Origin of the sequence: Nonomuraea soli, assembly GCF_013761175.1 — a bacterium.
GTDB lineage: Bacteria > Actinomycetota > Actinomycetes > Streptosporangiales > Streptosporangiaceae > Nonomuraea > Nonomuraea soli.
Genome location: NZ_JACDUR010000002.1, coordinates 1,062,681 through 1,075,712, shown reverse-complemented (window position 1 = coordinate 1,075,712; position 13,032 = coordinate 1,062,681). Strand labels below are relative to the sequence as shown.

Genomic DNA, 13,032 nt, shown 5'->3' with positions numbered 1-13,032 from the left:
GGAACGGATCTCGGTGCCCGTTCGCAGCACCGATCTTGAACCGCGGATGCGCTCTGACTGAAGACCTTGCACGCAGTGTTCGCGATCTTGTCACGCGGGCGTCGGAAGGTGAACGCCCCGTGAACCCCAGGAGGCCGCGCGAGGCTCAGGAGGCGGCCGCCGCCCGCGCCAGGCGGCGTTTGCGGCTGGCGTAGACGTCGTCGATCACCCCGAACGAGCGCGCCTGCTCGGCGGTCAGGATGCGGTCACGGGTCAGCTCCTTGCGGATGTCGGCGGCCGGGCGCTCGGTGTGCCGGGCCAGCAGCTGCTCCTGCAGGTCGCGCATGCGCAGGATCTCGCGCGCGGCGATCTCCATGTCGCTCGACTGGCCGAAACCGCCCTGGGTGTGCGGCTCGTGCAGCAGGATGCGGGCGTGCGGAAGCGCGGCGCGCTTGCCGGGCGTGCCCGCGGCCAGGAGCACGGCCGCGGCCGAGGCGGCCTGACCGATGCAGACCGTGTGGATCTCGGGCCGGACGAACTGCATGGTGTCGTAGATGGCCGTCATCGCCGTGAACTCCCCGCCGGGGGAGTTGATGTAGAGGTTGATGTCGGCGTCGGGATCGATCGACTCCAGCGTGAGCAGCTGCGCCATCACGTCGTTGGCCGAGGTCTCGTCGATCGGCACCCCGAGGAAGATCACCCGGTCCTCGAAGAGCTTGGTGTAGGGCGTCATCTCCTTGACCCCGAAGGAGGTGCGCTCGGTGAAGGACGGCACCACGTATCGGGAGTTCATCGCGGCGTCACCCCCGCCGTGACGTCCTTGGCGCTGCGCACGACGTGGTCGACGAAGCCGTACTCCAGGGCCTCCTGGGCGGTGAACCAGCGGTCGCGGTCGGAGTCTTCCTGGATGCGCGACAACGGCTGCCCGGTGTGCCCGGCGATCAGCTCGGCCATCAGCCGCTTGGTGTACAGCAGGCTCTCGGCCTGGATCTGGATGTCGGTGGCGGTGCCCCTGATGCCGCCCAGCGGCTGGTGCATGACGATGCGGGCGTGCGGCAGGGCGTAGCGCTTGCCCGGCGTGCCGGCCGACAGCAGGAACTGCCCCATCGACGCCGCGAAGCCCATGGCGACCGTCGCCACGTCGCACGGGATGAACTGCATCATGTCGTAGAGCGCCATCCCGGCGTGCACGGCACCGCCCGGAGAATTGATGTAAAGCGTGATGTCGCGGTCGGGATCGGCCGCCGCCAGCAATAGCAACTCGCCGCACAGCCGATTGCAGATGTCGTCGTCGACCTCCTGGCCGAGAACGACGATGCGCTCCTTGAGCAGCCTCTGGCCAAGCTGTTCCGACCAGGCTGCGGTAGGGGTCCCGGACATACTCCGATCCTTTCTCTCGAATTACCTCGACCCTACAGACGGCACTCGAAAGGGAAATGCAATTTCGCCGTGCGCGCATTTCTCTAAAAGCACAATATGCCCAGAGTGAATTTCGCTCGACATATGATGGTGCCCGTGAGATGGGGCGAACTGGGCAGGCGCTGGATCTGCCTGATCTTCGGCGGGGCCGTGCTGATGCCGTACATGATGGCGGGCGAGGTGATCACGGCCCTGTACGGCATCGGCGAGGCCGGCAGCCCGCTGCTGGCCGTCCAGCCGCTGGTCTTCCTGGCCGTGCTCCCCCTGGTCTTCGTCACCGGCCTCGTACTGCCGGTGCGGGCCCTGGCCGCGCCCCCCGCCCAGGCGCTGCTCGGCGCCGACATCGCCCCCGTGCCCCGCGGGCAGCGCCGCACCTGGGACGAACGCCGGCGCAGCGCCATCTGGTTCACCGCCCACCTGGGCATCGGCGGCGTGGCCAGCGGCATGACGCTGGCCGTCGTCCCGTTCACGCTGTGGACGATCGCGGTGCCGCTCGTCGGCGACCGCTGGCGCATGTTCGACCGCACGCTCGAACCCGGCTGGCACCTGGCCTGGCTGCCCGTGGCGGGCCTGGCCGCCCTGGCCGCGCTCGTGGCGGTCGCCTGGCTGGCCGGAGGGCTGCTGACCCGCTTCGCCCCCGCCCTGCTCGGCCCCTCACCCACCGAGCGGCTCAAGGCCGCGGAAGAGCAGACGCGCGTCCTGGCCGAACGCAACCGGCTCGCCGGCGACCTGCACGACTCGGTCGGCCACGCCCTCAGCGTGGTGACCATCCAGTCGGCCGCCGCCGCCCGCATCCTGGACCGCGACCCCGACGCCGCGCGGCGATCGCTGGCCGCCATCGAACAGGCCGCCCGCCAGGCCCTGGAGGAACTCGACCACGTGCTCGGCGTGCTGCGCGCCGACGACACCCGCAGCACCCAGCCGCAGCCCGACCTCACCCAGCTGACCGGCCTCATCGCCGGATCCGGCGCCCGTGTCGAGGCCGACCTCGGCGACCTGGCGCCCGTGCCCGCCCTGGTCAGCCGCGAGGCCTATCGCATCGTGCAGGAATCGCTCACCAACGCCCTCAAGCACGGCACCGGCCCCGTACGGCTCGCGGCCGCCGTCCACGACGACCACCTCGACCTGACGGTGAGCAACCCCGTCGGCCGCCGCCGCGCGCCCGGCGGCGGACGCGGCCTGCGGGGCATCACCGAGCGCGTCCACCTGCTGCGCGGCACCGTCGAGGCCGGACCGCACGAGGGCGGCTGGCAGGTGCGGGTCAGCCTGCCGCTACGGTCGACGCCATGACGCTCAAGGTAGTGATCGCCGACGACGAGGACCTCATCAGGACCGGCCTGCGCGTCATCCTCGACTCCGAGCCCGGCCTGACGGTCGTCGGCGAGGCCGCCGACGGCGCCGAGGTCATCGGCGTCGTGCGCCGCGAACGGCCCGACGTCGTCCTCATGGACGTGCGCATGCCCGGCGTCGACGGCATCCAGGCCACCGCCCGGCTGGTCGCCATGGACCGGCCGCCGAAGGTGCTCGTGGTCACCACCTTCGAGAACGACGACTACGTCTACGAGGCGCTGCGCGCCGGGGCCAGCGGCTTCCTGCTCAAGCGCACCAGGCCCGACGACCTCGTCCAGGCGGTGCGCGTGGTGGCGGCCGGCGAGACACTGCTGTTCCCCGCCGCCATCCGACGCCTGGCCGGCGCCCGTACGGCCCGGCGGCCCGCGCTGACGGGCCTGACCGAACGCGAGGGTGAGGTGCTGCGGCTGATCGCCAGAGGGCTGTCGAACGCCGAGATCGCCGCCGAGCTGGTCGTCAGCGGCGAGACGGTCAAGACCCACGTCGGCAACGTGCTCGCCAAACTGGGCGCCCGCGATCGCACCCAGGCCGTCATCGCGGCCTACGAATCCGGCTTCGTCAGCCCCCGCTGACACCCCGCGGCGGGTATGGAAGGCTCTGTCGCGTGACCTCCCCCGAAGGACCGCACGAGCGGGCAGCCTCCCGCAATCAGCAGGCCGTCGAAGGGCTCCGCAGCCTCGGCAATCTGGCCCTCATCGCCGGCGCGGGCCTGCTGCTGGGGGCCTGGCTGGTCACCAAGGGCGACCCGCCCCTCGGCCTGATCGCCGTGTGCTGCACCACGTCGCTGGTGGGCATGGGTTTCCGCCTCGAGGCGGTCATCCGCGAGCGGCGCTGAGGCGGCGCACCTCCGGCGTGAGGATCCGCGCCGCCGGCAGCACCGAGGCGGCCGCCACCGACGACCCGCTCTGGGCCAGGTAGAGGTCCACCAGGTGCAGCCCCACCGCATACCCCGCCATGTCGGGGATGCCGCGCGGCTCCCCGCCGAACCGCGTGATCGCCGAGTCCCCCAGCACATACGCGGGCGTGTGCATCATCCCCTCCAGATCGATCGCCGCCATCGTCAGCTCCAGCGCCCGGTCGAACTCCGCCCCGGTCACCATGCCCGACCACGGCCCCATCGCCTCCGGCCCCGACAGCTCGCGCACGAACGCCTCCGCCAGCCCCTCGGCCACGAGGTGCTCGCCGACGGTCACCGTCACCGGGTTCCACTCCACGTTCATGTACCGCACCTGGTGGTGGAACTCGTGCACCGCGCAGTGCTTGATACGCTCGCGCACCCCCGGCCCCGGCCAGGCCAGCAGGTACAGCCAGCCGGGCGAGGAGCCCATGCCGTAGTAGCCGCCCGAGGTGCGCATCAGGTGCTCGTCGTCCGGATTGCCCAGGACGAACATCACCTGCAGCTCCTGGGGATGCTCGATGCCGGGCACCACCGCCTTCAGGTGCGCCAGCGCCCGCCCGATCTCCTCCTCGATCTCGCCCGGCAGCCCCGCCAGGTCCTCGACCGCGGCCAGGTAGCGCGGGTCGTCACGGTCGACGCGGAAGCCGCCGCCCTGATGGTGGATGTCGACGTGGTCGCCCGGCATCGGGATCAGCTCCCTGATCGGGGCCAGCATCTCGCGCAGCGCCTGCGGCCGCTCCTCCAGCGGGCGCCGCAGCAGGTCCGCCGTCGCGGACAGGGTGTCGTGGATGATGAGCTTCATACCGGCGACGCTAGGACCTCACGTCGCGTGAGGCTCAAGCCGGTTTTCCTAGATCTCGTCGCCCGGATCCGACTCCTCGCCCGGCGGAAGTCCCGGCGAGGTGCCGCCCGGCGTGCTCTGCGAGGGCGACGGCGAAGGCTCGGGCTGCGGCTGCTGCGACTCGGGCGTCGGCGGGGGCGTGGGCTCGAACACCGTCGGCGGCAGCGGACGCCGCAGCGGCTCGGTCTCGTCCAGCCCCCGGAACAGCAGGATCGCGATCACCACACCCATCAGCAGCAACGCCAGCAGCACCCCCAGCGCCAGCAGCACCCGGCGCCGCGTCTCGGTCGCCGGACGCGGCGCCCGCCCGGCGCCCGGCAGCGCGGGCGCCCGGTCGGTCAGCCAGTAGGGCACGTAGTCGGGCCCGTGCACCTCCCCCAGCAGGATGCCGCCGACCATGACCGGCTCCAGGTAACGCTCGGCGCCCGGCCGGCCCGGCAGGTACGGCGTGGCCGCCCACGGCGCCTCACCCAGATCCGACTCCAGCACCGCGGGCCCCGTCAGCACGGTGCCGCGCCGGGGCGACGACTCGCGCACCGCGGTGACGAACCGGTCGCGTGCCGCGCCGTCGAGCGCCGCTCCCCTGGTCAGCAGCGCGATCGACACCGCGCGGCCGTCGTCGGCCTGCCCCAGGTACACGAACCCTGCGGGCATGCTGTGCAGGCGCGCCTGGATGACGAACGGGCCGAGCCGCGGCGGGTCGCCGTACTGCAAGGGGCTTGCCATATGGCCAATGTTCCCAAGGAAAGCTGTGAATACCGTGCGACGGCCGCGCTTCATGCACGAAACACGCCAACTTGGGAAAGATGGCAATCATGAACGTCGCCGAACAGCTGCCCAGCGAGACCGACGCGGCCATCCTGCGCAAGGCGCTGGACGAGGTCCGCCGGGTCATCGTCGGCCAGGAGCACATGGTGGAGAGGCTGGCGGTGGCGCTGCTGGCCCGCGGCCACTGCCTGCTCGAAGGCGTCCCGGGCGTGGCCAAGACCCTGGCCGCCTCGACGCTGGCCACCGTCGTGGGCGGCACCTTCGCCCGCATCCAGTTCACCCCCGACCTGGTGCCCAGCGACATCGTCGGCACCCGCGTCTACCACCCCTCCTCCGAGCAGTTCGACGTCGAGCTCGGCCCCGTCTTCGTCAACTTCCTGCTGGCCGACGAGATCAACCGCGCCCCGGCCAAGGTGCAGTCGGCGCTGCTGGAGGTCATGGCGGAACGCCAGGTGACCCTGGCCGGCGTCACCCACCCGCTGCCCAGGCCGTTCATCGTGCTGGCCACCCAGAACCCCATCGAGTCCGAGGGCGTCTACCCGCTGCCCGAGGTGCAGCGCGACCGCTTCCTGTTCCGCGTGCGGGTGCCGCACCCCAGCGCCCACGAGGAACTGGAGATCCTGCACCGGATGAGCGTCGCCCCGCCGGTGCCCGAGCGGGTGCTCGACCCCGACACGCTCATGGCGCTGCAGAAGCAGGCCGAGCAGGTCTCGGTCCACCAGCTCGTCGCCGACTACGTCGTACGCCTGGTCATGGCCACCCGCGCTCCGTCGGAGTACGGCCTGGGCGACCTGGCCGACACGATCGAGATCGGCGTCAGCCCGCGCGCCACGCTCGGGCTGGTCTCGGCCGGACGCGCCCTCGCGCTGCTGCGCGGGCGCGACTACATGCTCCCCGACGACGTGCGCGACGTGGCGGTCGACGTGATGGGACACCGGCTCATGCTCACCTTCGACGCCCTCGCGGACGGCGTCGACCCCGAGCAGGTGGTGCGGCAGATCCTGCACGCCGTGCCCCCGCCCCTGGTCGTGTGGAACCAGCAACGATGACCAACAGGGCGGAGGTGGCGCTGCGGAGGCTGGAGCTGACCATCACCCGTAAGCTCGACGGCCTCATGCACGGCATGCACCAGGGCCTGCTGCCCGGCCCCGGCAGCGAGTCCGGCGACAGCCGCATGTACGTGCCGGGCGAGGACGACGTGCGCCGCATGGACTGGGCCGTCACCGCCCGCACGACGGTGCCGCACGTGCGCGACCTGGTGGCCGACCGCGAGCTGGAGACGTGGGCGCTGGCCGACCTGTCGGCCAGCATGGACTTCGGCACCGCCGACACCGACAAGCGCGACCTGGTCGTGTCGGCCATCGGCGCGATCGGCTTCCTGTCCAGCCGGGTCGGCGACAGGTTCGGCGTGCTGGTCCTGCACGAGGAGTACATCCACCGCATGCCCGCCCGCACCGGGCGGCCCGCCCTGTACGGCCTGCTGCACTCGCTCAGCGACGCCCCGCGCGGCCGCTCCGTGCCCGACGCCCCCGATCTGGCCGAGGGACTCGAGGTGCTGGCCTCCACCCGCCAGCGCCGCGGCCTGCGGGTGATCGTCTCCGACTTCCTCGACGCCCACCCCAGCCTCGACCCGGAGGCCGAGCGCGACTGGGAGCGGCCGATGCGCCGCCTGGCCGCCCGCCATCAGGTGCTGGCCGTCGAGGTCATCGACCCGCGGGAGCTCGAATTGCCCGACGTGGGCAGAATCGCGTTCAGCGACCCCGAGAGCGGGAACGTACGCGACGTGCACCTCACACCGAGAGTACGGCAGGCGTACGCGGAAGCGGCCGCCCTGCAGCGCGAGGGCACCCGCATCGCGCTGCGCCGCGCGGGCGTGTCCCACCTGGTGCTGCGCACCGACCGCGACTGGGTGCACGACATCGCCCACTTCACCCTCCAGCAACGGCGCATGGTGCACTCCCGCAGGCGGCCGTCATGACCTTTCTGGCGCCCGGATGGTTGTGGCTGTTCGCCCTGATCGCGCTGATCATCGGCGCCTACGTCGCCTCCCAGCTGATGCGCCGCCGCTACACGGTGCGCTTCACCAACCTGGCGCTGCTCGACCTGGTGGTGCCCGCCGGGCCCGGCTGGCGCAGGCACGTCGCGCCCGCGCTGTTCCTGGTCATGATGAGCCTGCTGGTGATCGGCGCCGCCAAGCCCGCCTTCGAGGTGAAGGTGCCGCGCGACCGCGCCACCATCATGATCGCGCTCGACGTGTCGCTGTCGATGGAGGCCGACGACGTCACGCCCAACCGCATCGCCGCCGCCAAGGCCGCCGCCCAGCAGTTCGCGCTGGAGCTGCCCGACCGCTTCAACGTCGGCCTGGTCTCCTTCGCCCGTTCGGCCAACGTGGTCATCTCCCCCACGACCGACCACCAGGCGGTCGCCACCGCCATCGGCAACCTGACCACCCGGCCCGGCACCGCCATCGGCGAGGCGGTCTTCAACTCCCTCGACTCCATCCGCTCCTTCGACCAGCGCGCCGCCACCGACCCGCCGCCGGCCGCGATCGTGCTGCTGTCCGACGGCGACAACACCTCGGGCCGCGGCGTCAACGAGGCCATCCAGGCCGCCACGCAGGCGCGCGTGCCGGTCTCCACGATCGCGTACGGCACGCAGGAAGGCACCGTGGAGATCGACGGCAGGCCGGTGAACGTGCCGGTCAACAAGGCCACCCTGCAGTCGCTGTCCGACGGCACCACCGGCCGGGCCTACTCCGCCGAATCGGGCACGGAGCTGCGCGAGGTCTACGAGCAGATCGGCACCTCGCTCGGCTACAAGCTGGTCAACCAGGAGATCAGCCAGCGTTTCATCATCGCGGCGATCCTGGTCGGCGTGCTGGTCGCGGGCGCGGCGGTCCTGCTGGGCTCCCGCATCCCGTAACGTTCTGGCACGTGAGCGCGCATTACTTCGAGGAGCGGCCGCAGTCGGCCAGCAGGCCGGGCACGGTCGACCTGGTCCTGCCCGACCTGCACCTGAGGCTGGAGACCGACCGGGGCGTCTTCTCGCCCGAGAAGATCGACCTGGGCACCCGCATCCTGCTGGAGTCGGTGCCGCGGCCTCCCCAGGAGGGAGACCTGCTCGACCTGGGCTGCGGCTACGGCCCGATCGCGCTGACGATGGCCTCGCGCGCGCCCGAGGCGCGGGTCTGGGCTGTCGATGTCAACAGGCGCAGCCTGGAGCTCACCGGGCGTAACGCCCAGGCCGCTCGCCTTTACAAAGTAAGTCCCGTGCATGTCGACGAGATGCCGCCCGAACCCCGGTTCTCGGCCATCTGGTCCAACCCGGCGATCCGCATCGGCAAGCCCGCCCTGCACGCCATGCTCACCCGCTGGCTCGACCGCCTGACCGACGACGGCGTGGCCTACCTCGTGGTGCAGAAGCACCTCGGCTCCGACTCCCTGCAGCGCTGGCTCGGCGAGCAGGGCTGGCAGGCCACCCGCCACACCTCCCGAGCCGCCTACCGCATCCTGAAGGTGACCCGATGATCCGCAAGCAACTCCGGCCCACCGACGTCAAGCGACTCAACCGCACCTGGCGGCGCTCCACCGAGCACCGCCTGGCGCTGATCCTGGAGTCGGTGACCGGGCCGTTCAACGTCGGGTCCATCTTCCGCAGCGCCGCCGCGTTCGGCGCCGACCAGATCTGGCTGGCCGGCAACTCCACCCCGCCGACCAACCCCAAGGCGGGCAAGACCGCCCTGGGCACCGACCGGCTGGTCCCCTGGAAGGACGGCCTGACCGCCGTGCAGGCCGTCCAGGAGGCCCGCGCCGACGGCTACACCGTGCTCGCCGTCGAACTCACCGGCGAGGCCAAGCCGCTGTTCCGCGCCGACCTCGGCCGTGACGTGTGCCTGGTCGTCGGCAGCGAGGACCACGGCTGCTCCCCCGCCCTGCTCGAAGCCGCCGACGGCGAGATCTACATCCCGCAGGTCGGCAAGGTCGGCTCCTTCAACGTCGCCGTCGCCGCCGCCATCGCCCTGGCCGAGACCCGCCGCCAGGAATGGCAGACCCTCTCCCCCGAAGGCCAGTGATGCTCAGCCGCCGCTTCAGCTTCCTCGACCACCACGGCCCCCTGGCCTTCGCCCACCGAGGCGGCGCCCTGGAGGGGGCCGAGAACTCCATGGCGGCCTTCGAGCACGCCGTGCGCCTGGGCTACACCTACCTAGAAACCGACGCCCACGCCACACGCGACGGCGTCCTGCTGGCCTTCCACGACCACACCCTCGACCGCGTCACCGACCGGCGCGGCCGCATCGCCGAACTTCCCTACTCCGTCGTACGGCAGGCGCGCATCGGTGGCGCCCACCAGATCCCCGTCCTGGAGGAGCTCATCGGCTCCTTCCCCGAGGCGCGTTTCAACATCGACGTCAAGGAGGCCGGCGCCATCCTGCCGCTGGCCCGCGTCGTGCAGCGCACCAACGCCTACGAGCGGGTCTGCCTGACCTCCTTCTCCGACGAGCGCCTGGCCCGCGCCCGCGCCGCCATGGGCCGCGAGGTGTGCTCGGCGCTCGGCCCCCGCGGCGTGGCCGCCCTGCGCGCCGCCGCGGCCACCTCGGGCTACGGGCGGCTGTTCGCGCGCCTGTCGCGCGCCCAGATCCCGTGCGCCCAGATCCCCCTCGGCTTCCGCGGCCTGCGGGTCACCACCCGCGCCCTGGTGCGCACCGCGCACGCCCTGGGCATGCAGGTGCACGTGTGGACCATCAACGACCCCGTCCGCATGGAGCGGCTGCTCGACCTCGGCGTCGACGGCATCATGACCGACAACGTGACGGGGCTGCGCGGCGTCCTCGACCGGCGCGGCCTGTGGGAACACCGCGACACCGCCGCCTAGGCACCGCCGCCGGCGGCCGCCCGGAGATGGCGGCCGGTGCGCCTCAGCTTCCTGGTGACAGCGTGAGCTTCACGGGGATGTTGCCCGTGACGGCCTTCGAGTAGGGACATTTGCGATGGGCAGCCTCCAGCAGGGCCTCCCCGGTCTCCGGCGGCACGCCCGGAGCGGTGACGACGAGCTCGACGGACAGGTCGAAGCCGGCGCTGCCGCCGGCGATCGTCACCCGCGCCTCCACCCGGGCGTCGCTCAGCTTGACGCGTTGAGCGCGGGCGACCGAGGTCAGGGCCGACAGGAAGCAGGCCGAGTAGCCTGCGGCGAAGAGCTGCTCGGGATTGCTGACGTGCCCGCCGGCTCCGCCCAGGCCTTCGGGGATTCCCAGGTCGAGCTCGATCAGTCCGTCGTCCGAGCGGACGCGTCCTGAGCGTCCGTCGCCGGTGGCCAGGGCGTGGGCGGTGTAGCTGAAGGTGGTCATCGTCGGGTCTCCTTGACGAGAGTGAGCAGTTCTTTCACGGCTTGCGGCGTCGCCATGGCGAAGGTCCCGGCGCGAGAGACCGGAGTCCCCATCGCCCGCGTGATCGCGACGGACGCCTCCGCCTGCCGTACCGCGAGCAGGGTCGGGTTCACCACCAACGCGCCCGGGACCTCGACGTGGTCGCGGGCGCTGAGCAGGGCGAACAGGCCCCCCGCCGACATCACGACGTCGACACCGCTCTCCCGGACCATGGTGACGGCCAGCGAGACGAACGTGTCCTTGATCGACTGGTAGGCCGCGTCGTCGCCGTAGGCCGCGACCGCCTGGTCGGGCGTGATGCGCAGCGGCCGGACGTCGACGACCCGGGACGACAGGCCGTAGCGTGCTATCTGCTCGCTGTGCCACGAGAGATACACGGGGTCGAGGGTGACCAGGCCGATGCGGCCACCCAGCATGCAGGCCTGGAGCATGCTGGCTTCGCCGTGCCCGATGACCGGGATGTCGACGGCCGTCCGCGCCTCGTAGAGGCACGCGTCCTGGAAGTGGCCGACCAGGACGGCGTCGAAGCCCTCCTCGGCCGCCGCGACGATGCCGGCGACCGACTGGACGCCGCAACGCAGCTCGCTGAGCCTGCCCAGCTGCGTGTCGCCCGGGCTGATCCCCCGCACCTCGTAGGTGACCCCGGGCGCGGCGATCTCGGTGAGGTAGGCCTGCAACCTGGAGAGGTAGGGCTGATGGACGGCCGGGTCGGTGAAGCTCTGGTACATGATCCGGGAGGGAGGGCTGCTCATCGTCGGCTTTCTGGTGTCGGGGGCAGGCCAGGGCCGGCGAGGAGCAGGACCTTGCCACGGTGGTGGGATTGCTCGAGGAGGCGGTGAGCCTCTGCGGCCCTCTCGAGCGGAAGGACCGCGTGGGTGGTCGGGACGATCGCGCCGCTCTCGTACAGCGGCCACACGTGCTGCACGAGGTCGGCGATGATCTGGTCCTTCTCGTGATCGGGCCGCATCCGCAGACCGCTTCCGGTGAGCGTCAGGTTGCTCCTGAGCAGCGGTTCGAGATCGATCGAGGCCCTCGATCCGCTCTGATGCCCGATCACGACGACGCGGCCGCCGCGCTCCAGCACCCGCAGGTTGCGCTGCAGGTAGTCCGCGCCGACGATGTCGAGCACCACCGCGGGGCGGATGCCGCGTTCGCACAGCTCGTCGGCGAAGTCCTGTCGACGGTGGTCGATCACGAGATCGGCGCCCAATCCCGCGACGAACCGGGCCTTGCCGGGCGAGCCGACCGTGGTCGCCACCCGTACGCCGTGGGCGGCGGCGAGTTGCACGGCCGTCGCACCGATGCCGCTGGCGCCACCGTGTACGAGCAGCCAGGACCCCGGTACCGGCTTGTCGGGCATGTACAGGTTCGACCACACGGTGGCGGTCGCCTCCATCAGCCCGGCGGCGTCGACGGTGGAGACGCCGGCGGGCACCGGCGCCAGGTGTGCGGCGCGCACGGCGACGTACTCGGCGTACCCGCCTCCGGGCAGGAGCGCGCACACCTCACGGCCGAGCAGGTCGTCACCGACACCCGGACCGACCGAGACCACGATCCCTGAGACCTCGAGGCCGAGGTCGGCGACCGCTGCCGTACCGGGGTAGTGGCCGGCTCGTTGCATGAGGTCGGCCCGGTTCACGCCTGCCGCGACGACGCGCACCAGCGCTTCACCTCGCGCAGGTCGCGGCAGGGCCCGCTGCGTCACCGTCAGGACATCCGGTCCGCCCGGCCGGCTCGCGACGACGGCTCGCATGTGCTGCGGGAGCGGGTGCGGCAGGTTCCGCGGGCGCACGTGCTCATCCCTTCCCGGGATGCAGGGCGCCGCAGTGCTCGCAGGTGCGGGCCGCCGTGTCCTCGTAGAACCGCGTGAACACCGGCGGCAGGTCGGCCACGATGTCGCGGACCTGCAGCTCCACCTCGTGCACCAGTCCCGAGCACTGGAGGCAGTACCACTGGAACTTCTCCAGGGTGCCCTCCTCGCGGACCCGCTCGATCACGACGCCGATGGACCCCGCCTCGGGCCGCTGCGGCGAGTGGGGAACCAGGCCCGGAAGGAGCCAGGTCTCACCTTCCCTGATCTCGACGGTGACCCTGCCGTCCTCGGTCATGACGTCGACGTGCATGGAGCCCTTGATCTGGTGGAACCACTCCTCGTAGGGGTCGACGTGGAAGTCGGTCCGCTGGTTCGGGCCGCCGACGACCTGGACGATGAAGTCCCGCCCGGTGAAGATCGGCTGGTTGTTGACCGGAGGCTTGAGCTCCGGCTCGTGCTCACGGATCCACTCCATGAAGTTGAGTGGCGGGGAGACACGATCGGTCGGCTGGGTCATTGCGCTTCCTCCTGAGAGGTGATGCCGGGCGGGTGTGCCAACGGCCTGGATGTCGATGAGCCGA

The 13,032-nt window shown here is 71.5% G+C and carries 17 protein-coding genes; 9 read left to right on the top strand and 8 right to left on the bottom strand.

Annotated elements, in window-relative coordinates; translation table 11 throughout:
• Positions 1-145: 145 nt before the first annotated feature.
• Complete coding sequence (locus tag HNR30_RS12085) at positions 146-772, bottom strand: ATP-dependent Clp protease proteolytic subunit (RefSeq protein WP_181609846.1); 627 nt, start codon at positions 770-772, stop codon at positions 146-148.
• The gene (locus HNR30_RS12080) at positions 769-1,359 is read right to left on the bottom strand and encodes a ClpP family protease (protein WP_181609845.1); all 591 of its coding nucleotides are present in this window, start codon (positions 1,357-1,359) and stop codon (positions 769-771) included. The genes HNR30_RS12085 and HNR30_RS12080 overlap by 4 nt, the downstream gene beginning before the upstream one ends.
• 135 nt (positions 1,360-1,494) lie before the next feature.
• Here HNR30_RS12080 and HNR30_RS49175 point away from each other — a divergent pair, with 135 nt between their 5' ends.
• The 3 genes from HNR30_RS49175 to HNR30_RS12065 are packed head-to-tail and all read left to right on the top strand — an operon-like array spanning position 1,495 to position 3,583.
• Positions 1,495-2,688: a sensor histidine kinase gene (locus HNR30_RS49175; RefSeq protein WP_312894366.1), complete on the top strand. Its 1,194-nt coding sequence runs from the start codon at positions 1,495-1,497 to the stop codon at positions 2,686-2,688.
• Positions 2,685-3,320 carry a response regulator gene (locus tag HNR30_RS12070; protein ID WP_181609843.1) on the top strand — a complete coding sequence of 212 codons (636 nt, stop codon included), beginning with the start codon at positions 2,685-2,687 and terminating at the stop codon, positions 3,318-3,320. The genes HNR30_RS49175 and HNR30_RS12070 overlap by 4 nt, the downstream gene beginning before the upstream one ends.
• Positions 3,321-3,352: 32 nt before the next feature.
• Positions 3,353-3,583 (top strand): hypothetical protein, encoded by a 231-nt coding sequence (locus tag HNR30_RS12065; RefSeq protein WP_181609842.1) that lies wholly within the window; start codon positions 3,353-3,355, stop codon positions 3,581-3,583.
• Here the strand turns inward: HNR30_RS12065 and HNR30_RS12060 are convergent.
• Both HNR30_RS12060 and HNR30_RS12055 read right to left on the bottom strand, forming a co-directional pair.
• Positions 3,564-4,448, bottom strand: coding sequence for a DUF2268 domain-containing putative Zn-dependent protease (locus HNR30_RS12060; RefSeq protein WP_181609841.1), 885 nt, complete (start codon positions 4,446-4,448; stop codon positions 3,564-3,566). The two genes, HNR30_RS12065 and HNR30_RS12060, sit on opposite strands and share 20 nt — an antisense overlap.
• Before the next feature lie 48 nt (positions 4,449-4,496).
• Positions 4,497-5,213, bottom strand: coding sequence for a hypothetical protein (locus tag HNR30_RS12055; protein WP_181609840.1), 717 nt, complete (start codon positions 5,211-5,213; stop codon positions 4,497-4,499).
• 89 nt (positions 5,214-5,302) lie between these two features.
• Here HNR30_RS12055 and HNR30_RS12050 point away from each other — a divergent pair, with 89 nt between their 5' ends.
• Genes HNR30_RS12050 through HNR30_RS12025 form a run of 6 tightly spaced genes read left to right on the top strand, consistent with a single transcriptional unit; the run spans position 5,303 to position 10,127 of the window.
• Entirely contained in the window at positions 5,303-6,304 is a 1,002-nt protein-coding gene (locus HNR30_RS12050; protein WP_181609839.1) for an AAA family ATPase, read from the top strand.
• Positions 6,301-7,233 carry a DUF58 domain-containing protein gene (locus HNR30_RS12045; RefSeq protein ID WP_181609838.1) on the top strand — a complete coding sequence of 311 codons (933 nt, stop codon included), beginning with the start codon at positions 6,301-6,303 and terminating at the stop codon, positions 7,231-7,233. Before HNR30_RS12050 ends, HNR30_RS12045 begins: the two co-directional genes overlap by 4 nt.
• Positions 7,230-8,177 (top strand): VWA domain-containing protein, encoded by a 948-nt coding sequence (locus HNR30_RS12040; protein ID WP_181609837.1) that lies wholly within the window; start codon positions 7,230-7,232, stop codon positions 8,175-8,177. The genes HNR30_RS12045 and HNR30_RS12040 overlap by 4 nt, the downstream gene beginning before the upstream one ends.
• Positions 8,178-8,188: 11 nt before the next feature.
• The gene (locus tag HNR30_RS12035) at positions 8,189-8,782 is read left to right on the top strand and encodes a class I SAM-dependent methyltransferase (RefSeq protein ID WP_181609836.1); all 594 of its coding nucleotides are present in this window, start codon (positions 8,189-8,191) and stop codon (positions 8,780-8,782) included.
• Positions 8,779-9,327 carry a TrmH family RNA methyltransferase gene (locus tag HNR30_RS12030; RefSeq protein ID WP_181609835.1) on the top strand — a complete coding sequence of 183 codons (549 nt, stop codon included), beginning with the start codon at positions 8,779-8,781 and terminating at the stop codon, positions 9,325-9,327. Before HNR30_RS12035 ends, HNR30_RS12030 begins: the two co-directional genes overlap by 4 nt.
• The gene (locus HNR30_RS12025; protein WP_181609834.1) at positions 9,327-10,127 is read left to right on the top strand and encodes a glycerophosphodiester phosphodiesterase family protein; all 801 of its coding nucleotides are present in this window, start codon (positions 9,327-9,329) and stop codon (positions 10,125-10,127) included. Before HNR30_RS12030 ends, HNR30_RS12025 begins: the two co-directional genes overlap by 1 nt.
• A 43-nt stretch (positions 10,128-10,170) precedes the next feature.
• Here HNR30_RS12025 and HNR30_RS12020 read toward each other — a convergent pair whose 3' ends face one another.
• The 4 genes from HNR30_RS12020 to HNR30_RS12005 are packed head-to-tail and all read right to left on the bottom strand — an operon-like array spanning position 10,171 to position 12,968.
• On the bottom strand, positions 10,171-10,599 hold the full coding sequence (locus HNR30_RS12020; RefSeq protein ID WP_181609833.1) for an organic hydroperoxide resistance protein: 429 nt from the start codon (positions 10,597-10,599) through the stop codon (positions 10,171-10,173).
• On the bottom strand, positions 10,596-11,390 hold the full coding sequence (locus HNR30_RS12015) for an aspartate/glutamate racemase family protein (protein ID WP_181609832.1): 795 nt from the start codon (positions 11,388-11,390) through the stop codon (positions 10,596-10,598). Before HNR30_RS12015 ends, HNR30_RS12020 begins: the two co-directional genes overlap by 4 nt.
• Positions 11,387-12,430, bottom strand: coding sequence for an NAD(P)H-quinone oxidoreductase (locus HNR30_RS12010; protein ID WP_312894365.1), 1,044 nt, complete (start codon positions 12,428-12,430; stop codon positions 11,387-11,389). The genes HNR30_RS12015 and HNR30_RS12010 overlap by 4 nt, the downstream gene beginning before the upstream one ends.
• Positions 12,431-12,434: 4 nt before the next feature.
• Complete coding sequence (locus tag HNR30_RS12005; protein ID WP_181609831.1) at positions 12,435-12,968, bottom strand: 3-hydroxyanthranilate 3,4-dioxygenase; 534 nt, start codon at positions 12,966-12,968, stop codon at positions 12,435-12,437.
• Between the last annotated feature and the right edge of the window lie 64 nt (positions 12,969-13,032).

Bases quoted from the DNA above. Each gene is read 5' to 3' on its own strand.
- HNR30_RS12055 (WP_181609840.1), bottom strand. From the start codon at position 5,213: ATGGCAAGCCCCTTGCAGTACGGCGACCCGCCGCGGCTCGGCCCGTTC.
- HNR30_RS12025 (WP_181609834.1), top strand. From the start codon at position 9,327: ATGCTCAGCCGCCGCTTCAGCTTCCTCGACCACCACGGCCCCCTGGCC.
- HNR30_RS12050 (WP_181609839.1), top strand. From the start codon at position 5,303: ATGAACGTCGCCGAACAGCTGCCCAGCGAGACCGACGCGGCCATCCTG.
- HNR30_RS12070 (WP_181609843.1), top strand. From the start codon at position 2,685: ATGACGCTCAAGGTAGTGATCGCCGACGACGAGGACCTCATCAGGACC.
- HNR30_RS12060 (WP_181609841.1), bottom strand. From the start codon at position 4,448: ATGAAGCTCATCATCCACGACACCCTGTCCGCGACGGCGGACCTGCTG.
- HNR30_RS12015 (WP_181609832.1), bottom strand. From the start codon at position 11,390: ATGAGCAGCCCTCCCTCCCGGATCATGTACCAGAGCTTCACCGACCCG.
- HNR30_RS12045 (WP_181609838.1), top strand. From the start codon at position 6,301: ATGACCAACAGGGCGGAGGTGGCGCTGCGGAGGCTGGAGCTGACCATC.
- HNR30_RS12040 (WP_181609837.1), top strand. From the start codon at position 7,230: ATGACCTTTCTGGCGCCCGGATGGTTGTGGCTGTTCGCCCTGATCGCG.
- HNR30_RS12085 (WP_181609846.1), bottom strand. From the start codon at position 772: ATGAACTCCCGATACGTGGTGCCGTCCTTCACCGAGCGCACCTCCTTC.
- HNR30_RS12005 (WP_181609831.1), bottom strand. From the start codon at position 12,968: ATGACCCAGCCGACCGATCGTGTCTCCCCGCCACTCAACTTCATGGAG.
- HNR30_RS12080 (WP_181609845.1), bottom strand. From the start codon at position 1,359: ATGTCCGGGACCCCTACCGCAGCCTGGTCGGAACAGCTTGGCCAGAGG.
- HNR30_RS12020 (WP_181609833.1), bottom strand. From the start codon at position 10,599: ATGACCACCTTCAGCTACACCGCCCACGCCCTGGCCACCGGCGACGGA.
- HNR30_RS12030 (WP_181609835.1), top strand. From the start codon at position 8,779: ATGATCCGCAAGCAACTCCGGCCCACCGACGTCAAGCGACTCAACCGC.